26 protein-coding genes are annotated in these 24,417 nt (G+C 71.5%); 18 read left to right on the plus strand and 8 right to left on the minus strand.

Features of this window, described 5'->3' with window-relative positions:
• Positions 1–39 precede the first annotated feature (39 nt).
• The 3 genes from FHS29_RS00325 (at position 40) to FHS29_RS00335 (ending at position 2,497) form a co-directional block, all read left to right on the plus strand.
• Complete coding sequence (locus FHS29_RS00325) at positions 40–564, plus strand: TetR/AcrR family transcriptional regulator (protein WP_184687114.1); 525 nt, start codon at positions 40–42, stop codon at positions 562–564.
• A complete protein-coding gene (locus FHS29_RS00330) occupies positions 561–1,700 on the plus strand; it encodes an FAD-dependent monooxygenase (RefSeq protein ID WP_184687116.1) in 1,140 nt (379 codons plus the stop codon). Before FHS29_RS00325 ends, FHS29_RS00330 begins: the two co-directional genes overlap by 4 nt.
• Before the next feature lie 266 nt (positions 1,701–1,966).
• Complete coding sequence (locus FHS29_RS00335) at positions 1,967–2,497, plus strand: hypothetical protein (RefSeq protein ID WP_184687118.1); 531 nt, start codon at positions 1,967–1,969, stop codon at positions 2,495–2,497.
• A 350-nt stretch (positions 2,498–2,847) separates the two neighbouring features.
• On the opposite strand, the gene FHS29_RS37505 is transcribed toward FHS29_RS00335, so the two are convergent.
• Both FHS29_RS37505 and FHS29_RS00345 read right to left on the minus strand, forming a co-directional pair.
• Positions 2,848–4,095, minus strand: coding sequence for a coiled-coil domain-containing protein (locus FHS29_RS37505; protein WP_221455246.1), 1,248 nt, complete (start codon positions 4,093–4,095; stop codon positions 2,848–2,850).
• Positions 4,096–4,202: 107 nt separating this feature from the next.
• Positions 4,203–4,712 (minus strand): hypothetical protein, encoded by a 510-nt coding sequence (locus tag FHS29_RS00345; protein ID WP_184687119.1) that lies wholly within the window; start codon positions 4,710–4,712, stop codon positions 4,203–4,205.
• A 359-nt stretch (positions 4,713–5,071) separates the two neighbouring features.
• On the opposite strand from FHS29_RS00345, the gene FHS29_RS00350 reads away from it, so the two are divergent.
• Positions 5,072–5,662, plus strand: a complete 591-nt coding sequence (locus FHS29_RS00350) for a YbhB/YbcL family Raf kinase inhibitor-like protein (RefSeq protein ID WP_184687121.1) — start codon at positions 5,072–5,074, stop codon at positions 5,660–5,662.
• Between the two features lie 72 nt (positions 5,663–5,734).
• On the opposite strand, the gene FHS29_RS36465 is transcribed toward FHS29_RS00350, so the two are convergent.
• Complete coding sequence (locus FHS29_RS36465; RefSeq protein WP_184687123.1) at positions 5,735–6,379, minus strand: TetR/AcrR family transcriptional regulator; 645 nt, start codon at positions 6,377–6,379, stop codon at positions 5,735–5,737.
• A 43-nt stretch (positions 6,380–6,422) separates the two neighbouring features.
• Here FHS29_RS36465 and FHS29_RS00360 point away from each other — a divergent pair, with 43 nt between their 5' ends.
• A complete protein-coding gene (locus FHS29_RS00360) occupies positions 6,423–7,130 on the plus strand; it encodes a GAP family protein (protein ID WP_312864671.1) in 708 nt (235 codons plus the stop codon).
• 37 nt (positions 7,131–7,167) lie between these two features.
• On the opposite strand, the gene rox is transcribed toward FHS29_RS00360, so the two are convergent.
• Both rox and FHS29_RS00370 read right to left on the minus strand, forming a co-directional pair.
• On the minus strand, positions 7,168–8,595 hold the full coding sequence (gene rox / locus FHS29_RS00365; protein WP_184687126.1) for a rifampin monooxygenase: 1,428 nt from the start codon (positions 8,593–8,595) through the stop codon (positions 7,168–7,170).
• A 328-nt stretch (positions 8,596–8,923) separates the two neighbouring features.
• Positions 8,924–10,039, minus strand: coding sequence for a S1 family peptidase (locus FHS29_RS00370; RefSeq protein WP_184687127.1), 1,116 nt, complete (start codon positions 10,037–10,039; stop codon positions 8,924–8,926).
• Positions 10,040–10,867: 828 nt separating this feature from the next.
• On the opposite strand from FHS29_RS00370, the gene FHS29_RS00375 reads away from it, so the two are divergent.
• From FHS29_RS00375 to FHS29_RS00385, 3 genes are read left to right on the plus strand one after another with little or no spacing between them, the layout of a single operon-like run.
• Positions 10,868–11,686 (plus strand): nitroreductase/quinone reductase family protein, encoded by an 819-nt coding sequence (locus FHS29_RS00375; RefSeq protein ID WP_184687133.1) that lies wholly within the window; start codon positions 10,868–10,870, stop codon positions 11,684–11,686.
• 40 nt (positions 11,687–11,726) lie between these two features.
• Entirely contained in the window at positions 11,727–12,326 is a 600-nt protein-coding gene (locus FHS29_RS00380; RefSeq protein WP_184687134.1) for a DUF4328 domain-containing protein, read from the plus strand.
• On the plus strand, positions 12,323–12,784 hold the full coding sequence (locus FHS29_RS00385) for a GNAT family N-acetyltransferase (protein ID WP_184687135.1): 462 nt from the start codon (positions 12,323–12,325) through the stop codon (positions 12,782–12,784). The genes FHS29_RS00380 and FHS29_RS00385 overlap by 4 nt, the downstream gene beginning before the upstream one ends.
• On the opposite strand, the gene FHS29_RS00390 is transcribed toward FHS29_RS00385, so the two are convergent.
• Complete coding sequence (locus tag FHS29_RS00390) at positions 12,762–13,637, minus strand: alpha/beta hydrolase family protein (RefSeq protein WP_184687136.1); 876 nt, start codon at positions 13,635–13,637, stop codon at positions 12,762–12,764. The two genes, FHS29_RS00385 and FHS29_RS00390, sit on opposite strands and share 23 nt — an antisense overlap.
• A 46-nt stretch (positions 13,638–13,683) precedes the next feature.
• On the opposite strand from FHS29_RS00390, the gene FHS29_RS00395 reads away from it, so the two are divergent.
• The 7 genes from FHS29_RS00395 to FHS29_RS00425 all read left to right on the plus strand — a co-directional run bounded on the left by FHS29_RS00395 (position 13,684) and on the right by FHS29_RS00425 (position 19,467).
• Positions 13,684–14,796: an epoxide hydrolase family protein gene (locus tag FHS29_RS00395; protein ID WP_184687137.1), complete on the plus strand. Its 1,113-nt coding sequence runs from the start codon at positions 13,684–13,686 to the stop codon at positions 14,794–14,796.
• Positions 14,797–14,825: 29 nt separating this feature from the next.
• Positions 14,826–15,890: a winged helix DNA-binding domain-containing protein gene (locus FHS29_RS00400; protein ID WP_184687139.1), complete on the plus strand. Its 1,065-nt coding sequence runs from the start codon at positions 14,826–14,828 to the stop codon at positions 15,888–15,890.
• Between the two features lie 40 nt (positions 15,891–15,930).
• Positions 15,931–16,488 carry a PadR family transcriptional regulator gene (locus FHS29_RS00405; RefSeq protein ID WP_184687140.1) on the plus strand — a complete coding sequence of 186 codons (558 nt, stop codon included), beginning with the start codon at positions 15,931–15,933 and terminating at the stop codon, positions 16,486–16,488.
• Positions 16,489–16,490: 2 nt separating this feature from the next.
• Positions 16,491–17,129 carry a GyrI-like domain-containing protein gene (locus FHS29_RS00410; protein WP_184687141.1) on the plus strand — a complete coding sequence of 213 codons (639 nt, stop codon included), beginning with the start codon at positions 16,491–16,493 and terminating at the stop codon, positions 17,127–17,129.
• A 129-nt stretch (positions 17,130–17,258) separates the two neighbouring features.
• Positions 17,259–17,699: a MarR family winged helix-turn-helix transcriptional regulator gene (locus FHS29_RS00415; protein ID WP_184687142.1), complete on the plus strand. Its 441-nt coding sequence runs from the start codon at positions 17,259–17,261 to the stop codon at positions 17,697–17,699.
• A 171-nt stretch (positions 17,700–17,870) separates the two neighbouring features.
• On the plus strand, positions 17,871–18,224 hold the full coding sequence (locus FHS29_RS00420) for a YciI family protein (protein WP_184687143.1): 354 nt from the start codon (positions 17,871–17,873) through the stop codon (positions 18,222–18,224).
• Positions 18,225–18,228: 4 nt separating this feature from the next.
• Positions 18,229–19,467 (plus strand): RNA polymerase sigma factor, encoded by a 1,239-nt coding sequence (locus FHS29_RS00425; protein WP_184687144.1) that lies wholly within the window; start codon positions 18,229–18,231, stop codon positions 19,465–19,467.
• Here FHS29_RS00425 and FHS29_RS00430 read toward each other — a convergent pair.
• Positions 19,424–20,467 carry a threonine aldolase family protein gene (locus tag FHS29_RS00430; protein WP_184687145.1) on the minus strand — a complete coding sequence of 348 codons (1,044 nt, stop codon included), beginning with the start codon at positions 20,465–20,467 and terminating at the stop codon, positions 19,424–19,426. The genes FHS29_RS00425 and FHS29_RS00430 overlap by 44 nt on opposite strands.
• Before the next feature lie 168 nt (positions 20,468–20,635).
• Between FHS29_RS00430 and FHS29_RS00435 the strand changes: the two genes are divergently transcribed.
• A complete protein-coding gene (locus FHS29_RS00435) occupies positions 20,636–21,214 on the plus strand; it encodes a pyridoxamine 5'-phosphate oxidase family protein (protein WP_184687146.1) in 579 nt (192 codons plus the stop codon).
• 84 nt (positions 21,215–21,298) lie between these two features.
• Here FHS29_RS00435 and FHS29_RS00440 read toward each other — a convergent pair whose 3' ends face one another.
• The gene (locus tag FHS29_RS00440; RefSeq protein WP_221455310.1) at positions 21,299–22,027 is read right to left on the minus strand and encodes a metallophosphoesterase; all 729 of its coding nucleotides are present in this window, start codon (positions 22,025–22,027) and stop codon (positions 21,299–21,301) included.
• 132 nt (positions 22,028–22,159) lie between these two features.
• Here FHS29_RS00440 and FHS29_RS00445 point away from each other — a divergent pair, with 132 nt between their 5' ends.
• Entirely contained in the window at positions 22,160–23,443 is a 1,284-nt protein-coding gene (locus FHS29_RS00445; protein ID WP_312864672.1) for a GlnX family signal transduction membrane protein, read from the plus strand.
• Positions 23,440–24,414, plus strand: a complete 975-nt coding sequence (locus tag FHS29_RS00450; RefSeq protein ID WP_184687148.1) for a glutamate ABC transporter substrate-binding protein — start codon at positions 23,440–23,442, stop codon at positions 24,412–24,414. Before FHS29_RS00445 ends, FHS29_RS00450 begins: the two co-directional genes overlap by 4 nt.
• Positions 24,415–24,417: the final 3 nt, after the last annotated feature.

Here is a 24,417-nt window from a genome sequence, read left to right on the forward strand (position 1 = left end):
CGATCGTCCAGTACGATCGTCCAAACAGGTGGAGGTGCCATGGCGTCGGTCCGGGAGAGGCTGCTGGAAGCGGCCGCGGAACTCATCGCGGAGAAAGGTTGGGGCGCGGTCAGCACCCGGGTGCTGGCCGACCGGGCGAGCGTCGGGTCGGGGGTGGTGCACTACCACTTCGACTCGACCCAGGCCGTCCTCGTGCAGGCGTCCGTCGGGGCGCTGCGGGCGGCCCTGGCCGGGCTGCCCGACGTGCTGGAATCGTCGTCCACCCCCGACCAGGCCCTGGACGCCCTGCTGACGGCCCTGGACGACGCCGGCGGCCGGGAACTGTTCACCGAGACCTTCCTCGCCGCCACCCGCAACGACGAACTGCGCCAGGCCGTCGGCGCGGTGCTCGCCGAGTTCCGCCAGGTGCTGGCCTCGTGGCTCGCGTCGCACGGCGTCCCGACCCCGGAGCAGACCGCAGCGGTGCTCGCCGCCGCGATCGACGGCCTCCTGCTGCACCGCGCACTCGACCCCGACCTGTCCCGCGCGTTCGTCGTGCCCGTGCTCGGCAGGGTGCTGCGATGAAGGTCGTGATCTGCGGGGCGGGCATCGCGGGCCTCACCCTCGCCGGACGCCTGGCCGCGGCAGGCCACCCGGTCGTCGTGGTAGAGAAGTCCGCCGGCCCCCGCCCCGAGGGCTACATGATCGACTTCTTCGGCCCGGGCTACGACGCCGCCGAACGGATGGGCCTGCTCCCCCGGTTCCACGAGCTGGGGTACCGGTTCATCGAGGCCGGCTACCACGACGAGACCGGACGGCGGCGGGCCGGGCTGAACTTCGCTCGGTTCGCCGAGTCCATGGGCGGGCGGATGACCAGCATCATGCGACCCGACGTCGAACACATCCTGCGCACCGACCTCCCACCCGAGGTGACCCTGCGGTTCGGCGCGGGCGTCGTGGCGGTGGACAACCGGCCCGACGGCGTGTCGGTGGCGTTGTCGGACGGCACGTCACTCGACGCGGACCTGCTGGTGGGCGCGGACGGCATCCACTCGACCGTGCGGCGACTCGTGTTCGGCGACGAGCAGCGGTTCTTCCGCTACCTCGGCTTCCACACCGCCGCGTTCACCGTCACCGACCCGGAAATCCACCGCCTGGTCGAAGGCCGGTTCTGCCTGACCGACACCGTCGGCAGGCAGGTCGGGTGCTACGGGCTGCGCGACGGCTGGGTCGCGGCGTTCACCGTGCACCGGACCCCCGACCCGACCCTGCCCACCGACCCACGGGCATCCGTGCGCGCGGCGTACGGGACGCTGGGCTGGATCGTGCCGCGGGTGCTGGAGCGTTGCCCGCCGGAGATCTACTACGACCAGGTGGCGCAGATCGAGCTGCCCCGGTGGAGCGCCGGGCGGGTGGTGCTGGTCGGCGACGCGTGCGGCGCGGTGTCGCTGCTGGCCGGGCAGGGTGCGTCACTGGGCATGGGCGGGGCGTTCGTGCTGGCCGGACACCTGGACGACCTGGACGGCTACGAACGCCGCTGGCGGCCGGTCGTGGCCGAGAAGCAGCGGATCGCCCGGTCGGGAGCCCGCTGGTTCCTGCCGGCCACGGCCCTGCGCCTGCACGTACGACGGTGGGCGATGCGCCTGGCCAGGGTTCCGTGGATCGACCGCCGGATCGCGACCAGCCTGGTCGGCAAGCCCACCGCACTGGTCGGCGACTGAGCAACGCCGCACGACCGGTCGGGTGCGACGACCTGTCGCCGCGAGTCCGCCGAACCGCGAGGGCGTGGCGACGTGCGGCTACCCGGCCGGTCGAAGACCACACCCCGCGGCGCGTAGTTCTTGCTGCCGATCAGCGTTCGCTGCCCGGTCACACGGTCGGGTGGCCGGTTCTCCGACCGGTTGTTCCCGGGCGCAGCCGTGCAACCCCAAGGGGGACCGGAGGTGACGCACTCGGCGTCGTCCGCTCACCGATGAGAGGTGATCCCATGCGACCGATCCGACCCGCTGTCCTGGCCGGGGGCCTGGCTGCCGCCGCCGTCCTCGCCGTCCCGACCCCCGCCACCGCCGCCGCCGTCGCGGAGGAGATCCCGCGCGAACGGGTGTTGTTCCAGACCACCGACGAGGACAACGTCCCCCACATGAAGATGGTGCTGTGCGGCGAAGCGACCGGACCCACCACCTACCAGCTCACCGCCCAGCTGCTCACCCCCGGCGAGGAGCCGCCCGTCGGCCTCTGCCAGGCGCACGCCATCACCGACATCCCCGGAGCCCGGGAACTGCTCGACAAGGTGCACCTCGACCCCGACGGCACCCACGGCTCCCCCACCCGCGCCGAGGACGACTTCGACTCCCACGAGGTGTACGACGCCACCGACGACGAGCCCAAAGTGACCAAGAAGAACATCACGGAACACCTGGTCCGGCAGCTCCTGAACCAGCCGACCGGCCTCATCGACATGCAGGAGATCCTCGGACCGGGCTCCGACCAGGCCCTCACCGTCGGGCACGAGTCGTGACCGAGCCGGCCCCGCCGAGGCCGGCCCCACCCGTTGGGGAACCGCGGCGGTGGGCGGCTCGGCACGAACTCGGGCCGACTCGTCCGAGAGTGCCGCCGCGGCCGCCGGCACCGCGGCGACGTCATCGGGCACGAACCCCAACCACGGCAGCGCGCACATCCGAGAAGAACCTCGTCGACACCGCAGTACCACCCGTCTAGAAGATCAACGACGGGCACATCCCACGACGCTCTCGCGGCAGACGGAGCCGGGGCCTTACCGACCTACCGCGCCCCCACGAACCACTCCACGCCCTTGACCATCGCTAACACAATCAATCGTGGTTTTTTCGGCGTGCGCTACCGAAAGGCCTACCCGCGTGAGGCCCGTAGTTCCTCCAACGCCCGGTCCAACTGCGCCTCGGCCCGTTCGGCACGCGCCAGTGTCTGGACCCTGGCCTCCTCCAACGCCGCCACCCGCTCGCGCGCGACCCGTTCGGCCTGCTCGATCTGGCCCTGGTGGGCACGACGCAACGCGTCGATCTCACCACGGGCCCGATCGAGTTCGGCCCGCGCGTCCACCGCCGCCTGCCCGGCCCGCTCGGCGGCGGCACGGGCATCGGCGGCGGCACCGGTGGCCTGCCGGACCTCGGCCGTGGCGCGGCCGAGCTGGTCCTCGGCCTCGGACCGAACCCTGGCGACCTCGGCTTCCGCCTTGCGCCGCTCCGCGTCCCGGGCCGCTTCGACCTCGGTCCGGGCGTCGAGCCGCAGTCGTTCGATCTCGGTCGCGGCCAGGTCGAGCCGGGTCTTGGCCTCGGCGCGGGCTCGTTCGATCTCGTCCCGGGCGTCTGCCCGGATCCGTTCGACCTCCTGCCGTGCGGCGGCCTGGGCGTCGAGCTTCGCCTGCTCGACCTCCTTCACCGCCTGCCGCCGAGCCTGCTCGGCCCGTGCCACGGCATCGGCCCTGGCCTGCTCCACCTCGGCCTCGGCATCCCGTCGAATCCGGTCCACCACGGCCGCCGTCTCGGTGCGGACGGCGGCGATCTCCGCCTCGGCTCGTTCCACGGCGGCCGTGGCCTCCGCGCGGGCAGCGTCGCGCTGCTCGTAGGCCGTGGCAGCATCCTGTTCCGCTTGTTCGGCGGCCCGGACGGCGTCCTCGGTGGTGTCTTCGGCGGCCTTGCGCGCCCGCTCGGCGTCCCGCCGATGCCGCTCGGCCTGGGCGACAGCCGCTTCCGCCTCGGCAATCCTGCGCGCGGCATCGGCTTCGGCGGCCTGCACCTGGCTCTCGGCGACACTCGGATCGGCAATGGCGGACAGCTCGCCCACCGCGCCGGTCAACGTCACCGAGAGCTGCTCGGCCAGCGCTCGGAACCGCTCCAGCAACTCTTCAGCCCTGATCTTGCCGGTAGTGATGCCCCTAGGGTCTTTCGTCACGGTGACGATCTCTGCCGAGGCTTCCTCGGCCTGCGCCAACCGCTGCCGCTCCCGCCATGCCCGCCACCGGGTGTGTTCGGGCAGGTCGCAGTACTCCGACGGCCGCCCAGGACCACCACTTCGCAGCACGGGACGCGTACAGCCGGGGTAGTTGCAGGTCGAGGCAGGTGCGTCGGTCACTGTCACGGCAATATCGTAGCATATTTGCGTCGTTTCAAACGTTATATGTCACAACGCAACACTATCTCCGGCGAGCTTGACTTCCGATAAGGTTCACTTATCGGAAGTCAACGTTAAGTCGAAGTAGCCGCCCGGCCAAGCCCTCTGACCTGCCCCCACGTCGCCCGCGTGATCGCCGACGCGGTGACGAGCACTACGACCAGGACCAGCGCGCCGACGTCGGTGACAAGTGACGGCAGCAGCCCGACGACGCCGAACCGCTCCTGGGCCGCGGTGAACACCTCCGGCGGCACCAGCAGCACCCCGGCCGCCTGGGTGCCGTTGACCACCAGCACGACCCAGAACAGCCACCGGCTCGGCCGGCGGCGCAGCGCGAGGACGCCCAGCGCGTTGCCCACCAGGTACAGGCACCCGACCACGCGGAACCCGATCAGGAATCCCGGCGCCTGCCCGGGATCGGCCCCGGCCAGGACCATCATCCGGGTCAGCGTCTGTTCATCCACGACGACGAACGCGTGCACGGCCGTCCCGACCGTGAAAACCACCGACGCCCACCCGGTCAGGACGAGCAGCGGCGTGGCCCAGCGGCCCGGACGCACTGCGGTCCGGTCACGTAAAGACATCGGTCCTCCCCTATCCGACACAGCTCGATCATCGGCCGCCGGGAACCGGCGGGGATCCGGGAATGACCCCGGCATCAAGCCCGGCGCTTCGGGGTGGGGACGTCGGGGTACGAAGGGCAAGGACCAGGCCGAATCCGGAGTGCTTGCCGCACCGACCTCCGACACCGTCGACTACGAGCCCGGTCGCACGCGGTTCAGTGCCGGAAACGCCGAGGTCAGGGCGGCACATAACACCGTTTGGATGGCAAAGTGGTGTTAGCCGCCGGAATCCGGGACGCATACGCTGGTTCCGGCGCGTGTTCACAGATGTGCGCCCACGGATGGACCAAAGGAACTACAAGTATCCTCGGGAGCCTCCAGTGAGAAGCACCAAGATTGTGCTGTCCGCCCTGCTCATCACCTGGGCCGCCGGCCTCTCCCCCGCCGCCGCTTCGTCGGCACCGGCGCCGTCGGCAGGCCCAAGCGCGTTCACCCTGTCCAGCGCCGCCTTCGCCAACGGCGGCGTCATCCCCAAGATCCACGAGTGCACCAGCGGCGGTGGCAACGACCCCGCGAAGAAGAACGAGTCGCCGCCCCTGGCCTGGTCGGGCGCTCCGGCCGCCGCCAAGAGCTACGCGATCGTCATGCGGGATCTCGACAACGCCAACCTCATCCACTGGGTCATCTACGACATCCCGGTGAGCACGACCTCGCTCCCCCAGAACGTCGAGCACGTCTACCAGCCCCCGGTGCCCGCCGGAGCCAGGCAGGTCTACTACCGGGGAAGCGCGAGCCTCTTCGGCTACCAGGGACCGTGCTCGCCCTCGACGGTGAACACCTACGAGTTCGTCGTGCACGCGCTCAACCGGGCGTCGCTGACCAACCTGAACTCCAACTCGTCGACCCAGACCGCCGCCAGAGCGATCACCGCGGCCTCGGTCGGTTCGGCGAGGATCACCGGCGAGTCGTAGCTCCACCGTGCCGACGTGCGTGCCGCCCTGCCGACTGCGGCGGGGCGGCACGCACGTGCTTGTCGGACTCGATCAGCCCGGCTGATCCGGCTGTGCACGAGGTACGGCCCGCAGCAGTGAACGCAGCAGTTGCGCGGCGGTGTCGGCGGACACTTCGCCGGGTGTGTTCATGATCTGACCGGCGAGTCCGTCGACGAACGTGTGCAGCAGCGCCGCCCAGAGCTCGACCTGCTCATCGGGGTGCGGAAGCGTGGCCCGGCTCGGATCGCGGGTCGTTTCGTATCCGCGCAGGAGAGCGATGCATTGGCGGTACAGCGCTCGTTGGTCGTTCCACGTCACCGAGCCTCCCTCCGGCGGGTGCTGACGTTCCCATTCGACGATCGCCGACCACAGCGCGTATTCCTCGCGCCGCTCATCATCGAGCGGCAGCATCTCTTCCACGATCGCGGCGATTCGTTCCACTACCGCTCTTTGCCGGCGGGGCCGCTGGACGCGTGGGACGACCCGTCGGCGAAGGATGTCGGTGGTGGCCTGCACGACGTAGGCCTGCAACTCGTGCTGATTGCCGAAGTAGTGCCGCAGGGATCCGGTGGACCAGCCGGCCTCGGCGGCCACTCCACGGACGGTCACGCCGGCGAGGCCTTCGCGCAGGATCACCCGGATGGCGGCCTCGCCGATCTCGGCCCGTCGTTGGTCGTGATCGACGAGTCGGGGCACGTCCCCATGCTAACACGCCCGTGTTAGCATAACTAACACGGGCGTGTTAGCAAAGGTCGTCGGTTACCGGCGGGAGACGGATTTGTCGATCACGTTGATCGGGGCGGTACTCGGACTGGCCGTGCTCGACACGCTGAGTCCGACCCTTGTCGGGATTACTGTCTACCTGCTGCTGGCCAGGCCACACCGCGTGGGTGCGCTGCTCGGCGCATACCTCGGATCGGTCGCGGTCGCGTACTTCGCTTTAGGCGTGCTGCTCATGTTCGGCCTGGGTGCTGTCGTGCCACTTGTCGATGACACCGTGTGGGCTTGGGGACAGGCCGCCCTCGGCGTAGCGCTCCTCGTGGGTAGCTATTTCATCCCCGACAGGAACCCGGAACGCGCATCCGTCCAAGGCCGGTCGTTCACCACGCGTTCGATGCTGCTGTCGGGACTGGGCACCTGGTTGTTCGAGTTCGCCACCGCCGTGCCGTACTTCGCCGCGATCGGCATCATGACCTCGGCCGACCTGCCCGCCGTCCACTGGATCCAGCTCCTCGGCGTGTACGTGATCATCATGGTGCTCCCGGGCATCCTCCTGTTCGTCGCATGGGCCGCGCTGCGCGAGCGGATGCGGGAAAGGCTCGAACGGTGGCAGAGCAGGCTTTCCTCCGGGTCGCGGACAACACTGCGCTGGATCGTCGGGATAGCCGGATTCCTGATCCTCCTGGACGCGGCACCAGACCAGATCACCATCACGATGAGCCCGTGACCGCTCGCGCCACAGTCGCGTCGGGCCACAGTCGCGGTCAGCCGACGGCAGCGCCGAACCACTCGGGCAGCCGGTCGAGCAGGTCCTGCCGGTCCTCACCGACCCACGCCACGTGGCCGTCCGGACGCAGCAGCACCGCGGGCACGTCCAGTTCCTCGCTGACGTCGACGACGTGGTCGACCCGATCCGCCCAACCCGCCACCGAGAGCCGGCCGGTCTGGTCGAGCAGCAGCCCGCGGCCACCGTGCATCAGCTCGTAGAGGCGCCCCTGCTTCAGCCCCACGTCCCGCATCCGCCGGCCGAGCAGGTGGTGCCCCTCGCCGAAGTCGTAGCGGATCGCGGTCGCGGTGATCTTCTCGATCAGGTACCGGTTCACCTCCTCGAAGTCCATCAGCTCCGACACCAGCCGGCGCACCGACCGGGCACCCGGCTCCAGGGACATCAGGTGCATCTGCGCGCGGGTGTTGTCCAGCACGTCGGCGGCCACCGGGTGCCGTTCGGTGTGGTAGCTGTCCAGCAGTCCTTCCGGTGCCCAGCCGTCGACCGCGGCGGCCAGTTTCCAGCCGAGGTTGAACGCGTCCTGGATGCCGAGGTTGAGGCCCTGCCCGCCGGTCGGCGGGTGGATGTGCGCCGCGTCGCCGGCCAGCAGCACCCGGCCGGTCCGGTAGCGCTCGGCCAGCCGGGTGGCGTCGCCGAAGCGGGCGAGCCGGCGCGGCGAGTGCACGCCGAAGTCGGTGCCGGCGACCGCTGTCAGCTGCTGCTTCACCTCTTCGAGGGTCGGCGGGACGGTGCGGTCCTCGGCCACCCCTTCGGCGGGGACGACGATGCGGTACGCCCCGTCCCCGAGGGGCATGGCGCCGAACCGCAGTTGGGTCTTGCGGACTTCGGCCACCACGGCGGCCACCGTCTCGGGCGGTGCGGCCAGCTCCACCTCGCCCAGCAGCGTCTCGACCCTGCTGGGTTCGCCGGGGAAGCCGACGCCGAGCAGCTTGCGCACCGTGCTGCGCCCGCCGTCGCAGCCCACGAGGTAGCGCGAACGCAGCCGCGTGCCGTCTGCCAGTTCGGCGGTCACCCCGTGGTCGTCCTGGTTCAGCCCGACCAGTTCGCACCCGCGTCGGATCTCGGCGCCGAGCTCGGCGGCGTGCTCGGCCAGCAACCGGTCCGTGGTGGTCTGCGGGATGCCGAGGACGTACGGGTGTGCGGTGTCCAGCCGTTCCGGTGAGGGCTTGGCGATGCCGGCGAAGAACCCGCCGACCGGGTGCTGCCGGCCATGCGCGAGGAACCGCTCCAGCAGACCGCGCTGGTCCATCACCTCGACGCTGCGCGCGTGCAGGCCGAGCGCGCGGACGTACCCGGTCGGCTCCGCCTCCTTCTCCAGCACCAGCGTTCGCACGCCGTGCAGCCGCAGTTCGGCGGCCAGCATCAAGCCGGTCGGTCCGCCTCCGGCCACGATCACGTCAATCATGAATCCCCCCGTTTCAACACAGCGCACGTACTTCACAGATCCCCGATTTCCGCAGGTTCTGGCTTCGGCCGGAGATTGTGCAGGACAACCCGGGTCTTGCGGCAAGAGCCCCTGTGCGCTATATGTTGAGAGTGGCAAGGAGTGCGCAACGCCTCCTTGCCTTTGTCTTGGGCTCACCAGGTCGAGGGTCGTGTGCCGGAGCGGGTCGATCGCCCGCAGCAGGGGATACAGCGAAGCGGGGCGTGAACGGAGAGGTCACGAGAATGACCTCTCCGTTCACGCCCCTGCTGACAGGTACGTTCCCGGTTGTCGTTCCTGGTTGTCGTTCCTAGCTGTTCAGCGTCACTCCGTACGCGGTCAGCGCCTCGCCGACCGGCTGGTAGTACGAGGTCCCGCTGCCCTTGCCGGAGGTGATGCCCAGCCCGACGCTCCCGGAGAACAGGCAACCACCGGAGTCACCGGGGTTGGCCAGCGCGTTGGTCTGGATCAGCTGGTGCACCGAGCCCTCGGAGTAGTTCACCGTGACGTTCAGCCGCTGCACCGAACCCGAGGTCAGGCGCGTGGTGCTGCCGCTCTTCTGGATCCGCTGCCCGACCGTCGCCGCCGCGTGCGAGCTGATCTTCTGGCTGGAGCCGTTCCACAGGGTGACCGCGCCGGGAGCGCTGCCCGTGGTGTTCCGGATCAGGCCGTAGTCGTTGGTCGGGAAGCTGGCGCCCTGGGACGGCCCGACGTTCCACTGCGACACCACGCGGGTGCAGTGCCCGGCGTCGACGATGTAGTTCTGGCCGCCCTTGTTGGTGTTGAAACCGACCGAGCAGCGGGTTCCGCCGCCGGTGATGGCCTCACCGTTGAGGATGGCCAGGTGCATCTCGCCGGTGACCCGCTCGACCCGCACGCGGTCGCCGAGCCGGTGGGCGGTGCGCAGCAGCGCGGCGAGGTCGCCGCCGGTGGCCGCGTCCGACACGCTCAGCACGACCTGGTTGGTCTTCGGGTCCAACCCGATCGAGGTGTGCGTGACCGCGGGTACCGATTCCAACGTGCTCTGGGCGGACGCCAACGCCTGGGTGGAGTGCCGGACCAGCTTGGCCTCGGCACCGGACGCGCGGACCTCGTCGGCGGTGGCGGCGTCCAGCACGTTCACCACCGGCTTGCCCTTCGCGTCCAGGTAGACGCCGGCGGTGCGGTCGCCCAGCTTGTCGCTGATCTGGTCCAGGGTGCGCACGCTCGCGTTCTGCGTGCGCAGGATCTCGATCGCCGCGGCGGGCGAGATCCCCTCCCGCTCGGTCATGTCGGCGACCGCGGACTGCGCCACCTCCGGTGCGTACCCGTCGACACCGGCCGCCGAGGCGACCGGGGCGGCCAGGAAACCGGCGGCCGTGGCTCCGGCCAGCAGGGCGATGGCGGAGCGGGCGACGAAACGTCGCCCCTTGACGATCTTGCGCATACCGGCAACTCACTTTCACAGGGAAGCGCGGGGATGACCGCGCCGATCAGTGGGTTGTGCCGGGCACGTTGTACGTGACCGACGCCGGATAATTCCGGTGCATCCCAGAGTGTTCCGGTAAGCCTCAGCCCGGTACCGCCTTTAGTCGCAAAGACGGCGACTCCGGATCGGCGCTCGGGTGACCGACCGAGTCGGTGGCAGCCCGCCATATGGAAGCCTCGGCAAGCTTCGGCGGAGATCGGCATAGCGCGATCAAATCCGGTGAAAGTGCTGGTCAGGGTCATTTATAAGCGGGAGGACACGGTCGTCTCGTGGGGCTGCGGGCTTGTGCGGGAATCGACCGAACCGGGCCGGTAGTCGGCGACATCGTCCGACTGTCGAGTACTGTTAAAATGTAAATTTCCCGCCGCCGTACCGACGGACCTCGCTGTGCCGCCGCGAATCGGCCGCGGGTGCGGTCGGTTTGCCCGCGCTCGTCGATCAAGTGCGTGATCACTATCGGCGGTAAATATGCTCGCCAATGGCACCCAGGGCACGCCGGTCGCCGGGGGTGCTCCGGCACGGCTTCCCGCGGTGAGGCCCCGCCTCGAAGCGCACCCACAACGAACACCGGGCAGGAACGGCAGCCGTACCGGGGTTTCCCGAGGCCGTGCTACGGTGATCTCGTGACTGCCGGGTCGGCCTTTGGCCATTACCGAGACGGGCACCCGGCTCAGGTTTGAGCGCCGGGCGGGCCAGGGGTCCGCCTGTTCTCCGGGAACCGCGCGCGTGCGCGGGACGACTTCCTCAGTTCTTGAAGCCGATCAACCCTGGAGAACGGACGAACATATGGCGCTTGATTTCAACCGGCAGGTCATCGAGGAGTTCCGGGCCAATCGCGGTCGCGTGGGCGGGTTCTTCGAAGGGGGCCGGCTCATCCTGCTGACGACCACCGGCGCGCGGTCCGGGCAGCCCCGCACCACTCCGCTGGGGTACCTGCCGGACGGTGACCGGATCCTGGTCATCGGGTCCGCCGGCGGGTCGGACAAGCATCCGGACTGGTACCACAACCTGCTGGCCGAACCGCGTGCGACGGTGGAGGACGGCGCGTTCACCTACGAGGCGAAGGCCACCGTCCTCACCGGCGAGGAGCGCGACGCGGTGTTCGCGCGGGCGGTGGAGGCGGATCCCGGGTGGGGCGAGTACCAGGCCAAAACGACGCGGGTGCTGCCGGTGGTGGCGTTGGAGCACGTCTCGGGCGGGCCGTCGAACGTGAAGTCGATGGGTGAGGGGCTCCGGGTCGTGCACGACGCGTTCCGGCGGGAACTCGCCGTCATCCGGACCGAGGTGGCGGCGGCCGGTCCCCGGCTGGGGGCGCAGTTGCGGGTCAACTGCCTCACCTTCTGCCAGGGGTTGGCGTTCCACCACCGGGTGGAGGACACCGGGATGTTCCCGGCGCTCAACGACCGGTACCCGGAAATGGACGCCGCGTTCGCCCGGTTGCGTGCCGAGCACGAGCGGGTCGCGCAGCTGCTGGACGAGCTGCGCGCGGTGGTGTCCGGTGACGGTGGGGACGACCTGTTGGAACGGGTCGACGGGCTCATCGCGGAGTTGGAAGCCCACCTGACCTACGAGGAGGAGCAGCTCATTCCGCTGCTCGACGCCTGACCGGAGCGGTAGCCTCCCGCCGTCGTTCAGTGGGGGGCGGATGGTCGAGCACGTGCGCGGCGTCGGTGTCGCGGGGCTGGTCGCGGTCTGGGTGGTGGTGGCGACCGAGGTCGTGTTCTCCGTGTGGAGCTGGTTCTACCTGGTCACCACGGACGAGGGGCCGGGTGCCGTGGTCACGGGCGTCGTGGACGCGGTCGGCGGCGTGTCGCGGGTGGCCCGGCCGGTGGCGGCGATCCTGATCGTGCTGTGGCTGTGGCGCGCCAGGTCCAACGCCGAGCGTGTCCCGGGCCGGCACCGCTATGGGCGGGGTTGGGCGGTCTGGGGGTGGCTGCCGGTCGTGGGGCTGTGGGTTCCGCGTCGGGTGGTGGCCGATGTCTGGGCGGCCTGTGCGCCCGACGGCGAGCCTCGGGCGGCGGTGCACCGGTGGTGGGTGTTGTGGCTGCTCTACGACCTGGGCGGCCACGCCTACTTCGTGCTCACCCTGCTCACGATCCAGGACCCGGAGACGTCGCGGACCGTCGTGCGGGTCGCGGCGGTGCTGTTGCCGGTGTTCGCGGCGGGTGCGGCGGTGTTCCTCACCGTCGTGGTGCGGAGGATCTCGGGGTGGCAGTCGGTCGAGACGGTGGAGCGTGTGGCGTGACCGGGCCGGACGTGATCGGGCTGGACCTGTCGGACGGGGCGGTGGCGCGTGCCGTGCACCGGGTGGGGCTGCGGTCCTATGCGGTGGAGGCCGAGCTGATCGGGTCCAGGGCGATCCCCGCGCTGCACGAGACGGTCGACGGGATGTGTGCCCGGCCGCTGCGGTGGCTGGGCACACACGTCGACGGGACGCTGGCCGGGTTCGTGGCGTGGGCACGGGTGGACGGGGTCCTGGACGTCGCCCGGCTGTGCGTGGATCCGGGGTTCTTCCGGCGTGGCCTGGCGCGGCGGCTGGTGCGGGCGGTGCTGGCCGAGGGAGGTCCGGCGGTGGTGGCCACGGGTGCGGCCAACGCGCCGGCGATCGCCCTGTACGAGGGGCTGGGGTTCCGCCGGGTGGGCACGTTCGAGCCCGAGCCGGGGTTGCCGGTCGCCGAGTTCAGCCGGCCAGGAACGCCCTGAGCATCGGCAGGAAGCCGGGGGCGAGTTGCTCGACGCGGGGCACGTCGGGTGCCGGGTCGGCGGTGAACAGGCTGTGGTCGGCTCCGGGGAACACGGCGAGGCCGGTCGCGTGCGGTGCGAACGCGACGACGCTGTCCGGCACGGGGATGATGTCGTCGGCTCCGCCGAACAGGGCGAGCACCGGGCAGGCGAGGTGGGGCAGCTGTCCGGCCGGGTCGACGTCCATGCTGCGGGCGAAGAACCCCAGCCGCTCCTCCACGTCGTAGACCAGCGACACCTGCGGGTACCACGGCCGGTCGCGGAAGCGCTCCTGGTCCGCGATGATCCGGGCGGGCGACTCCCCCGCGCGGAGGCGGCGGGTGCGTTCGTCGACCCACGCCATGGCGTCCTCGGTGGGCACGCCGTCCAGCACGAGGGACCGTTCGATGCGCCATCGTTCCTGCTCGGCCATCGACATGCCGGGACCGGACACCGTGACGACGTGGTCGACCCTGCCGGTGGCCGCGGCGAGCAGCGACACCCAGCCGCCCTGGCTCCAGCCGATGAGGCCGATCCGTTCGGGGTCGACACCGGGCCACGACCGCAGGACGTCCACGGCGGCCAGGGCCTCGTCGGCGCGGTCGGCCGGCGACTGGTGCCGCCAGTTGCCCGGTGACGGTCCGCTGCCGGGTTTGTCGTGCCACAGCACGGCCGCGCCGCAGGAGCTGATCCACTGCGGCCAGTCGCCGTGGTCTTCGAGCGCCGAGTTGCCGGAGCCGTCGACGAACACCAGTCCGGGCACGGCGGGCCCGTCCGCAGGTCTGCGGACGCGGGCCCGCAACTGCCCTACGGCGGTGTCCTCCTCGATCCACATGTGATCACGGTAGCCGGACGCCGATGTAGGACATGTTCTGACCTGGATGGCTTCTAGCGTTGTCGTCGTGAACGAGATCCGCGAGTTCCGCATCGACATCCCGCAGACCGACCTGGACGATCTGAAGTCCCGCCTGGACCGCACCCGGTGGGCACCGCAACTGCCCGGCGGCGGGTGGGACCGGGGTGTGCCGGTGGACTACTTGAAGGAACTGGCGGCGTACTGGCGTGACGGGTTCGACTGGCGGGCGGTGGAGGCGCGGCTCAACGCGTTCCCGCAGTTCCTGACCGACGTCGACGGGTCGGAGGTGCACTTCCTGCACGTCCGCTCGGCGAACCCGGACGCGTTGCCGCTGCTGCTGGTGCACGGCTGGCCGAACTCGGTCGTGGAGTTCGTGGACGTGATCGGGCACCTGCGGGAGTTCCACCTGGTGATCCCGAGCATCCCCGGTTTCGGGTTCTCCCAGGCTCCCGGGGACGGGTTCGACGTCGCCCGGACAGGGCGGGTGTTCGCGGCGTTGATGGCACGGCTGGGGTACGGGCGGTACGGCGTGCAGGGCGGCGACCTGGGCGCGTACATCGCGCCGGAGGTGGCGAAGGCCGCGCCGGGACATGTGGTCGGCGTGTACGTGAACGGCGGGCTCGGGTTCCCGACCGAGGACGACGACCTGACGGCCGAGGAGTCGGCGTTCTTCGCGCGGATGCAGGAGTGGATGAGCGCGGGCGTGGACCACCACACGTTGTTGCGGGCCGCGCCGCAGACCTTCGCGTACGGCTGGCACGACTCGCCGGTGGGCCTGCTGGCGTGGATGATGCAGAAGTTCCAGGAGTTCACCATCACGGTGGACCTGCCGGAGCAGGCCATCGACCGTGACCTGCTCCTGGCCAACGTGACGCTGTACTGGCTGACCGGCACGTCCGGGTCGTCGTCGTGGTTCATGTACGGCAACGAGCGGTTCCGCTGGCCGGAGGGGCAGAAGTCGGCGCCGACCGGCGTGTACAGCGGCCCGCCCGGTATCCGGCGGCTGGCCGAGCGGCACAACGACATCGTGCACTGGCCGGAAGGACAGCCGGGTGGCCACTTCGTGGCGATGGAGGTGCCGAAGGTGTTCGCCGCGGACGTCTCGACGTTCTTCGGTTCGGTCGGGACGCGGTCGTGAGCGCGGACGCCCGACGGACTGCCCGGAGGATGGCCCGGCACTTCCTGACCGTGCCGGGCTCCTCGCCGGCCGAGGTGGTGCGGGCGATGTGCGGGGCGCACGCCCAGGTGATGTCGGCCGCCGAGCTGTCGATCGGCCTGCGGATCCCGGGGATCACGCGTCAGCGGGTGCGTGACGCGATCTGGGTGGACCGGACGCTGGTGAAGACGCGCGGGCCGCGCGGCACCGTGCACCTGCTGCCGACCGAAGACCTGCCGGTGTGGCTGGGTGCGCAGGGGCGGTTGGCGGACCGGCCCCAGCTGCTGACCGCGGAGCAGACCGACGCGGTGGTGGCGGCGATCGCGGACGCGTTGCGGGAGGCGGAGCTGACCACCGAGGAGTTGACCGACGCGGTGGTGGCGCGGACCGGGTCGTGGGCGGGCGACCGGGTGAAGGACGCGTTCCAGGACAAGTGGCCGCGCTGGACGGAGGCGATCACGGCGGCGACGAACCGGGGCGCGATGTGCTTCGCGCCGAACAAGGGCCGCCGGACCGCGTACACCAGCCCGCAGCGCTGGCTGCCCGGCGTGACGCCGAAGCCGGACGGGGCGGTCGACCTCCTGCACCGCTACCTGCATTCCTACGGCCCGGCGACGCCCGAGCACTTCGCGCGGTGGCTCGGTGCGCCGCGCCGGTTCGTCGACGAGGTGTTCGAGCAGGCCGACGTGACGGAGGTGGCGGGCGGTTTCGTGGTGCGCGGCGACACCGAGTGGCCGGACGAGCCGCCGCGCGGGGTGTGGCTGCTGCCCTACTTCGACGCGTTCGTGGTGGGCAGCCACCCACGTGAGCAGCTGTTCCCCGGCCGGGCCTGGCAGCGGGCGCTGGCGGGCGGCCAAGCGGGGAACTACCCGGTGCTGCTGGTGGACGGGGTGGTCGCCGGGGTGTGGCACCAGCGGCGGTCCGGCAGCCGGATCGCGGTGACCGTGGAGCCGTTCGGCGAGTTGACCGCGGCGCAGCGGCGTGGGTTGGACGCGCGGGTGGAACGGGTGGGCGAGTTCCTGGAAGGACGCCCGGAGCTGACCGTCGGCGCGGTGTCGGTGGGCCCGCACGCCTGAACGTCGCACCGCCGCCTATTCTAGTACTAGAATAGGCGGCATGGCCCCCTCGTTGACCCCGGCCGAGCTGACGTTGCTCGGCCTGATCGTGGAGACGCCGCGGCACGGTTACCAGCTGGAGGAGGTCATCACCGCGCGCGGTATGCGGGACTGGACCGAGATCGGCTTCAGCTCGATCTACTACCTGCTGGGCAAGCTGCGGGACCGGGGACTGATCACCCAGGCCGGCCCGTCGGCAGGCGGTCGGACGACCGGGCGCAGGGTGTTCGCCGCAACGGACGAGGGGCGGCGGGCCTGCGCGGAGGCGGCCGAGCGGGCGATCGCGGAGCCGCTCCCGCTGTTCCCGCCGCTGCTGGTCGGGCTGGCCAACCAGCCCGCCATCCCGCCCGGACGCCTGCACGCCGCGCTGGAGCGACGCGCCACCGCGCTCGCCGGACGGCACCGCGAGGTCCGGGCCGCCGCCGACGCGCAGCCCGACGCCCCGGAGTTCGTCCGCGCGATCTTCGACTACTCGCTCGCCCAACTCGCCGCCGAACGCGCCTGGCTGTCCGCCTACCGGGCGTCGCTCGGAAGCACGTCGACCCCACCGGAAGGCTGACCATGGCCACGTACGACCTCAAGCGGGAGCTCAAGGAGTTCTACGCGCCGAAGAACACCACCTGGGAGCTCGTGGACGTGCCCGAACAGCAGTTCGTCGCGATCGACGGCACCGGCAACCCCAACACCGCCCCGGCCTACACCCGCGCGGTGGAGGCGCTCTACGCCGTGGCCTACACGCTCAAGTTCGCGAGCAAGCGCGAGGCCGGACGGGACTTCGTGGTCGGGCCGCTGGAAGGGCTGTGGTGGGCCGACGACCCGGAGGCGTTCACCGTGGCCGCCAAGGACTCCTGGAACTGGACGCTCCTCATCGCGCAGCCGCCCTGGATCACCCCGGACCTGGTCGGGAACGCTCGGCAGGCCGCGCTGGCGAAGAAGAAGCTGCCCGCCATCGCCGACATCCGGCACCTGACGCTGCACGAGGGGCGCAGCGCCCAGGTCCTGCACGTCGGGTCGTACGACGACGAGGCTCCCCTGCTGGCGAACCTGCACGACGAGTACTTCGACACCCACGGCCTGACCTTCGGCGGGCTGCACCACGAGGTCTACCTCGGCGACCCGCGCCGGACCGAGCCCGCCAAGCTCCGGACGGTGATCCGCCAGCCCGTGCGGCCCGCGCTCCGGCACGCCGAGCGCGGTTGACCGTCGGCAGTCGGATCGTCGGCAGTCGATCACCGCCGGTCGCCGGTCGCCGGTCGCCGGTCGCTGGTCGCTGGTCGACCACCGGTGGTTGATCGTTGGCGCGGCCAACAAGTGGCTAGACTGCGCCGCATGGAGACCAGGGGTGCGCCCGCGCGGCTGCGCGGGACGCCGAGTTGGCTGCTCAACCAGACCGCGACGGTGGCGCAGCGGCTGGTGGCGGACGGGTTCGGCGCGGAGGGCGCGCGCCGCTACCACTACTCGCTGCTCGCGACGCTGGAGGAGTTCGGCCCGACCAGCCAGGCCGAGCTGGGACGGCGCGGCGGGGTGGACCGCAGTGACGTCGTGGCGACGGTGAACGAGCTGTCCGAACGCGGCTTCGTCGAGCGGTCCCCCGACCCGGGCGACCGGCGGCGCAACGTCGTCACGCTCACCGAGGCGGGCACGGCGCACCTGCGTCACCTGGACGAGGTGTTGGCGCGGGCCCAGGAGGCGCTGCTCGCGGCCCTGCCGCGGAAGGACCGGGAACAACTCGTCCGGCTGCTGAACCAGGTGCTGGAGCACCACTCGTGACCGGGACGACGCGGTTGGTCGTGCTCGGCGGACCGGTGCCGCGGTGAGCGAGGCCCGGGCGCGGAGATCCGGGGGCGGAAAACCGGGCTGCGAAATTCGTCGACGCGGTGTGTCGATCCGGGCGTGGGCCGTTCGTGTAGAGGGTGGGAAACCCACTCGAAGGAGGACTTGATGACTCACTACCTGATCAGCGTGGTCGAACCCGCCGGCGGTCAGCAGCCCACGCCGGAGGAGCTGGAGCTGATCACGCGGGACGTGGAGAAGGTGGACGCCGACATGCGCGAGGCGGGGGTGTGGGTGTTCGCCGGTGGGCTGCACGGCCCGGAGGCGTCGACCACGCTGCGGCCGCAGGGCGAGGAGATCGTGGTGACCGACGGCCCGTTCGCCGAGGCGAAGGAGTACATCGGCGGGTTCAGCGTCGTGGAGGTGCCGGACCTGGACGCGGCGCTGGCGTGGGGGCGTCGGATGAGCGCGGCGTGCACGCTGCCGGTCGAGGTGCGGCCGTTCCACGTGACCACCGGCTGACGTCGTGCCGGAACCGGCCGGGACGGAACCGGTCGAGCGGGTCTTCGGCCGGGAGTACGGGCGCTCGGTGGCCGTACTGGTCCGCGTGTTCGGCGACATCGACATCGCCGAGGAAGCGGTCCAGGACGCGTTCGCCGAGGCCGTGCGCCGCTGGCCGGAGACCGGTGTGCCGCCGAGCCCGGCGGGCTGGATCATCACCACGGCCCGCAACCGGGCGCTGGACCGGCTGCGGCGGGAGGCCCGCCGGGACGACAAGCACGCGCAGGCGGCGCTGCTGCACGCCCGCGACGAGCCGGCGGAGGAGGACGTGGTGCCCGACGACCGGCTCCGGCTGATCTTCACCTGCTGCCACCCGGCGCTGGGCGCGGGCGTGCGGGTGGCGTTGGCGCTGCGCCTGCTGGGCGGGTTGACCACGGCGGAGATCGCGCGGGCGTTCCTGGTGCCGGAGTCGACCATGGCGCAGCGGCTGGTGCGGGCGAAGGCGAAGATCCGCGACGCCCGCATCCCCTACCGGGTGCCCGACGAGGCCGAGCTGCCCGACCGGCTGCGCGGGGTGCTCGCCGTGCTGTACCTGATCTTCAACGAGGGCTACGCGGCGTCCTCGGGTGACGACCTGGTGCGGGAGGAGCTGTGCGCGGAGGCGATCCGGCTGGGACGGCTGCTGGCCGGGCTGGTGCCCGACGAGCCGGAGGTCGTGGGGCTGCTGGCGTTGATGCTGCTCACCGAGGCGCGGCGGGCGGCCCGCACGTCGGAAACCGGCGGGCTGGTGCGGCTGGCCGACCAGGACCGGTCGCGGTGGGACGCCGCCCTGCTGGCCGAGGGGCGGGACCTGGTGCGGTGGTGCCTGCGCCGCGGCCGGCCCGGCCCGTACCAGGTCCAGGCGGCGATCAACGCCGTGCACAGCGACCCGCCGCCGACCGACTGGCGGCAGGTCGTCGCGCTCTACGACCAGCTCCGGGCGTTCACGCCGAGCCCCGTGGTGGCGCTGAACCGGGCGGTCGCGGTGGCCGAGGTCGACGGGCCGGCGGTCGCGCTGGACCTGGTGGACGGGCTGTCCCTGGACTCCTACCACCTGTTCCACGGCGTGCGCGCGGACCTGCTGCGCCGCCTGGGCAGGCCCGCCGAGGCGGCGCGGGCGTACCGGCGGGCGTTGGCGCTGGCGGGCAACGCGGCGGAGCGGGAACTGCTGGCACGGGCACTCAGCGAAGTCGGCGGATCAGCGCCGCGACCTCCTGCGGCGTGAACTCCAGGGCGGTCAGGCCGATGGTCAGCTCGATGGAGCTGCGGCCCGGTTCGGACCCCGCGCGGGCGTGCAACGGCAGCTCGTCGCCGGTTTCCTCGAAGATCGCGCGTGCGGCGGCGGACACGGCTTCCCTCGGTGCGGGCAGGTGGATGTGGAACAGCGGTGTCTGCGGCACCTCGGGTCTGGTGCGGGCGTAGCCGTCGGCGTTGACGGCGGCGGCGATCGCGCGGGCGTGGGCGAGGAACTCGCCCATCCGGGGCAGGGTGTCCTCCATGCCGACGAGTGCGGCCACGGCCAGCGGCCACGCGTCGGGTAGCTTGCCGCCCAGGCGGGTGCGCCACACCGAGACCTCGGCCATGGTCTCCTCGTCGCCCGCGAGGATCGCGCCGCGTGCGCTCTCGACCGCCTTGTAGAGCGAGACGTAGACGGTGTCGAACAGGGCGGCGATCTCGGCGTGCGGGCGGTCGTAGAACGGCTGCGACTCCCACAGGCGGGCGCCGTCCATGTGCACGGCCGCACCGCGTGCGCGGGCCCACCCGGTCTGCGCCTCCAGGTCGTCCCAGGTGGGCAGCAGGCCGCCGATCTCGCGCTGCGGCAGCTCCAGCAGCAGCGCGGCGAGCGGCTCGTGGATCTCGTCGAGATCGGCCAGGGTGATCAGGCCGTGGTGGTCGCCGACCGGGCGGTGCACCAGGTGGTGCACCGCGTTGCAGGCCTGTTCCTCCCACAGCGCGAGGTGGGTCTGCGGGTGGGCGGCGAACGTGCGGCGGCCCAGTCGGTCGGCGTGCACGCGCAGTGCGCTCTGCTGCGCCATCGTGCCGGAGGGGAAGAACAGGGCGGCGGGCTTGCCGAGCAGTTCGGCGATCCGGGTCTCCAGTTCGGCCACCGGCTCGTCGAACCCCATGCCGGGCGGCACCCGGTCGAGCATCCTGCGCAGCACGGCGTGCGGGTCGCGGCGCAATCGGGTGTGCAGGACGAGGGACCGCCGGATCTCGGGTGCCATGCGGGGAGTCTCGTCATGGCGCCGACCGGTGGGCAACAAGGTTCCCGCGCACCGGGTTCCGGGTGGGCCCGGTCCGACGTGGCCGCGGCGGCGGGTGCGCGTTCGACGGCTTGAGAGGCGTGACGTGCGTCCTCACCAGCCGCCGGGTCCGGCGGTGATACTGGCGGTATGGGCAAGGTCTACGAGCGCATCGACGGCCGGCTGCGCGAGTTCATCGAGGCGCAGCCGGTGTTCTTCACCGCCACCGCGCCGCTGGCGGCCGACGGGCACGTGAACCTCTCGCCCAAGGGCCGGGCGGGGACGTGGCGGGTGCTGGACGAGCAGCGGGTGGCCTACCTGGACTTCGGCGGCAGCCACGCGGAGACCATCGCGCACCTGCGGGAGAACGGGCGGATCACGCTGATGTGGTGCGCGTTCGACGGTCCGCCGAACATCGTGCGCGTGCACGGCACGGGCGAGCCGGTGTTCCGCGACGATCCCCGGTTCGCCTCGCTGGTGGCCGGGTTCGGGGAGGCGGACGGGCCGGGGCTGCGGGCGGTCGTGGTGGTCACGGCGAAGCTGATCAGCGACACGTGCGGCTTCGCCGTGCCGCTCATGGACTACCGGGAGGAGCGGGCGCTGCACTCGGAGTTCTTCGGGCGCAAGACGGACGAGCAGTTCGCGACCTACTGCGAGGGCAAGGACTTCAACGGTCGGAGCATCGACGGCCTGCCCGCGCTCCCCTTGCCGCTGCCACCACGGTCCTAGCCTCCGGCGCGAGGTCGGCACGCCACCCCCGTGCGCCCGCTCGGCCGGTGGTCAGGCCGTGCCGGCGGCCGAGGTCCGGGAGGTTCAGGCGACCACCCGGAAGTGGGTGGTGAGCCTGCCCTCGTCGTCCAGGACGTGGAACGCGACGGCGGGCGGCAGGTCGCGGTCGACCAACCGGTCGGACTCCCACGGCAGCAGCAGGGTGGAGACGACGCCGGGCGCGACGAGCACCGGTGTGCCCGCGAAGGTGGTGGCGACCCCGGCGTGCGCGTGCCCGCACAGCACCGCGACCACGTTGTCGTGGCGGGAGAGGACGGCGGCGAGGCGGTCGGCGTCGTTGAGCCGGATCCGGTCGATGCCGGGTTCGTGCACCGCGACCGGCGGGTGGTGCAGGCAGACGAACGTCGGCGCGCCCTGGCGCAGGACGGACTCCAGCCAGTCCAGGGTCTCGTCGGCGAGCAGGCCGTCGGCGCGGCCGGGGATGCTGGAGTCGCACAGCGCGAACACCGCGTCGCCGATCTTCGCGACCCGGTCGACCGGAGCGGTGCCCGGCGGCTCGCCCAGCAGGACTTCCCGGAAACTTCCACGCACGTCGTGGTTGCCCGGGAGCAGCAGAACGGGGAACTTCGACACCAGGTGTTCGCGGGCCAGTTCGTATTCGGGGGTGAGGCCGTGGTCGGCGATGTCGCCGCTGACCAGGATCGCGTCCAGCGGACCTGGCAGGGCGTCCAGGTAGTCCATGACGCGGCGGGCGCGTCCGGTGGCGCGCGGGTCGCCGTCGAAGTGGGTGTCGCTGAGGTGCGCGATGACCATCACGGCGTCGAGCCTAGTTACGCCGGGTCGCGGTCACCTGGCCAGTGGCGCGAACCGGCCCCCGCGACTCCGACTTCGATCTACGCTAGCGGTGCGGCGAGTGGCGCGGATCACTCCGGGAAGGGGGCGGTCGTGCTGGTCGAGGCTCAGCGGAACCGCGGTGTCGTGCGCCGGGTGACCGGCCTGGCCCGCAGCACACCGGGCCGGTTGAGCCTGGTGGCGCTGCTGCTGATCGTGGCGAGCCTGCTCGTGGGCGCGTTGACGGCGGTTGCGGTGCAGCGCCGTTCGGCGGCGCTGGAGGTGTTGGCCGACCGCAGCGAGCCGTTGGCGTTCGCCGCGCAGGAGGTCTACCGGTCGATGGCCGACGCGGACGCGACGGCGGCCAGCGCGTTCCTGTCCGGCGGTGTCGAGTCGGCGGACCTGCGGCGGCGGTACGAGGCGGACGTGGCGAAGGCGGCGGCGGCGCTGTCCACCGCGACCGGGGAGATCACCCGCTCCCCCGAGCTGTCCACCGCGCTGTCGACGCTGTCCGGTCAGCTGCCGGTGTACACGGGGCTGGTGGAGACGGCGCGGGCGCACAACCGGCAGGGCAACCCGGTGGGCGCGGCGTACCTGCGGGAGGCGTCGGACCTGATGCGCTCGCGGTTGTTGCCCGCCGCGCAGGAGCTGTACCGGGTGGAGACCCGGAACGTGGTGCGGGACCTGGAGGACGCCGGGGCGTGGCCGTGGCTGGAGGCGCTGCTGGGCACGCTGCTGCTGGCGGCGCTGGTGATGGCGCAGCGGTACCTGACGCGCCGGACGAACCGGGTGTTCAACGTCGGGCTGGTGGCGGCTTCGGTGGCGTGCGTGGTGTCGCTGCTGTGGGTGCTGGTGGCGTCGCTGGTGGTGGTGTCGGACGCGTCGGCGGGCAAGGACGGCGCCGCGGCGGTGGACGTGCTGGCCCGCGCCCGGATCGCGACCCTGACCGCGCGGGGCAACGAGATGCTGACGTTGGTGTCGCGGGGCAGCGGGACGCTCTACGAGAAGCGGTACGCCGAGGTGAGCGGCGAGCTGAAGGGCCTGCTGGACCAGGCCGGGCACCAGCCGCCGACCTCCGCGGTGCGGCAGGCGGGCGACCACTACGAGCAGTGGCAGCAGGCCCACGCCAAGGTGCGGGAGGCCGACGAGAAGGGCGAGTACACCACGGCGGTCGGGTTGGCCCTGGGGTCCGACGCGGGCGGCGCGGCGGTCGCGTTCGACAAGCTGGGAGCCGACCTGGTGGAGGCGTTGGGCCGGTCGCGGGCGGAGCTGACCGACACCATCGCCGGGGCGCGGGGCGCGCTGTCCGGGGCGGTGCCGGTGGTGGTGCTGTTGGCGTTGCTGACGGCGGCGGCGTCCACGGCGGGGCTGTGGCAGCGGTTGAAGGAGTACCGGTGACAGGGCGGCGTTCGGGTGGCGTGATCGCGTTCGCGGCGGTGCTCGCGCTGGTCACGGGGTGTGCTCCGGTGCCGAGCGGGGCGCCGGGGATCGGTGGCGGGTCGGTGGTGCCGCCGCGGCCCGCCGACGTCACGGAGTCGGTGGTGCCGTCCGGCACGGCGGCCGGGCCCGAGTCGTGCGACGCCACCGCTAGCCTGCGGCCCGTCGGGTTGCCGCCGGCCGGGCAGATGCCGGACGGGTCGAGGATGAAGGTGATCCAGGACCGCGGCCGGCTGATCGTCGGGGTCGACCAGAACACCTACCTGATGGGGTTCCGCAACCCGTTCTCCGGCGAGTTGGAGGGGTTCGACGTCGACATGGCCCGGGAGGTCGCGCGGGCGGTCTTCGGCGACCCGACGCGGATCCAGTTCAAGGTGCTGACGTCGGAGGCGCGCATCCCCGCCCTGGAGGACCGCCAGGTGGACATCGTGGTGCGCACGATGACCGTCAACTGCGAGCGCTGGCAGAAGGTGTCCTTCTCCACGATCTACTACCAGGCCGGGCAGCGGGTGCTGGTGCCGAGCACGTCCGACGTCACCGGCATCGAGTCGTTGGGCGGTCGGCGGGTGTGCGCGACGAAGGGGTCCAGTTCGCTGGCCAACGTCGCCGACGCGCCGTCCGAGCCGATCGCCGTGTCGGTGCCGAACTGGACGGACTGCCTGGTCATGCTCCAGCAGGGTCAGGTGGACGCGATCTCCACCGACGACACGATCCTGGCCGGGTTCGCCGCGCAGGACCCGTACACGAAGATCGTGGGGCCGCCGTTCACCGCCGAGCCCTACGGGATGGCGTTCCCGAAGCAGGACGAGGACTTCGTGCGGTTCGTCAACGCGCTGCTGGAACGGCTGCGGGCGGACGGCACGTGGGCGTCGATCCACCGCCGGTGGCTGGGTACGCCGCCGGCGCCGCCGGTCGCGGCGTACCGGGACTGAGCC

The sequence above is a fragment of the Saccharothrix tamanrassetensis genome, assembly GCF_014203665.1.
GTDB lineage: Bacteria > Actinomycetota > Actinomycetes > Mycobacteriales > Pseudonocardiaceae > Actinosynnema > Actinosynnema tamanrassetense.

What these genes read in the sequence shown, in the direction of transcription:
- FHS29_RS00325 (WP_184687114.1), top strand. Translation starts at nt 40, where the DNA reads ATGGCGTCGGTCCGGGAGAGGCTGCTGGAAGCGGCCGCGGAACTCATC.
- FHS29_RS00330 (WP_184687116.1), top strand. Translation starts at nt 561, where the DNA reads ATGAAGGTCGTGATCTGCGGGGCGGGCATCGCGGGCCTCACCCTCGCC.
- FHS29_RS00335 (WP_184687118.1), top strand. Translation starts at nt 1,967, where the DNA reads ATGCGACCGATCCGACCCGCTGTCCTGGCCGGGGGCCTGGCTGCCGCC.
- FHS29_RS00345 (WP_184687119.1), bottom strand. Translation starts at nt 4,712, where the DNA reads ATGTCTTTACGTGACCGGACCGCAGTGCGTCCGGGCCGCTGGGCCACG.
- rox (WP_184687126.1), bottom strand. Translation starts at nt 8,595, where the DNA reads ATGATTGACGTGATCGTGGCCGGAGGCGGACCGACCGGCTTGATGCTG.
- FHS29_RS00370 (WP_184687127.1), bottom strand. Translation starts at nt 10,039, where the DNA reads ATGCGCAAGATCGTCAAGGGGCGACGTTTCGTCGCCCGCTCCGCCATC.
- FHS29_RS00375 (WP_184687133.1), top strand. Translation starts at nt 10,868, where the DNA reads ATGGCGCTTGATTTCAACCGGCAGGTCATCGAGGAGTTCCGGGCCAAT.
- FHS29_RS00380 (WP_184687134.1), top strand. Translation starts at nt 11,727, where the DNA reads ATGGTCGAGCACGTGCGCGGCGTCGGTGTCGCGGGGCTGGTCGCGGTC.
- FHS29_RS00390 (WP_184687136.1), bottom strand. Translation starts at nt 13,637, where the DNA reads ATGTGGATCGAGGAGGACACCGCCGTAGGGCAGTTGCGGGCCCGCGTC.
- FHS29_RS00395 (WP_184687137.1), top strand. Translation starts at nt 13,684, where the DNA reads ATGGCTTCTAGCGTTGTCGTCGTGAACGAGATCCGCGAGTTCCGCATC.
- FHS29_RS00400 (WP_184687139.1), top strand. Translation starts at nt 14,826, where the DNA reads ATGGCCCGGCACTTCCTGACCGTGCCGGGCTCCTCGCCGGCCGAGGTG.
- FHS29_RS00405 (WP_184687140.1), top strand. Translation starts at nt 15,931, where the DNA reads ATGGCCCCCTCGTTGACCCCGGCCGAGCTGACGTTGCTCGGCCTGATC.
- FHS29_RS00410 (WP_184687141.1), top strand. Translation starts at nt 16,491, where the DNA reads ATGGCCACGTACGACCTCAAGCGGGAGCTCAAGGAGTTCTACGCGCCG.
- FHS29_RS00415 (WP_184687142.1), top strand. Translation starts at nt 17,259, where the DNA reads ATGGAGACCAGGGGTGCGCCCGCGCGGCTGCGCGGGACGCCGAGTTGG.
- FHS29_RS00420 (WP_184687143.1), top strand. Translation starts at nt 17,871, where the DNA reads ATGACTCACTACCTGATCAGCGTGGTCGAACCCGCCGGCGGTCAGCAG.
- FHS29_RS00430 (WP_184687145.1), bottom strand. Translation starts at nt 20,467, where the DNA reads ATGGCACCCGAGATCCGGCGGTCCCTCGTCCTGCACACCCGATTGCGC.
- FHS29_RS00435 (WP_184687146.1), top strand. Translation starts at nt 20,636, where the DNA reads ATGGGCAAGGTCTACGAGCGCATCGACGGCCGGCTGCGCGAGTTCATC.
- FHS29_RS00440 (WP_221455310.1), bottom strand. Translation starts at nt 22,027, where the DNA reads ATGGTCATCGCGCACCTCAGCGACACCCACTTCGACGGCGACCCGCGC.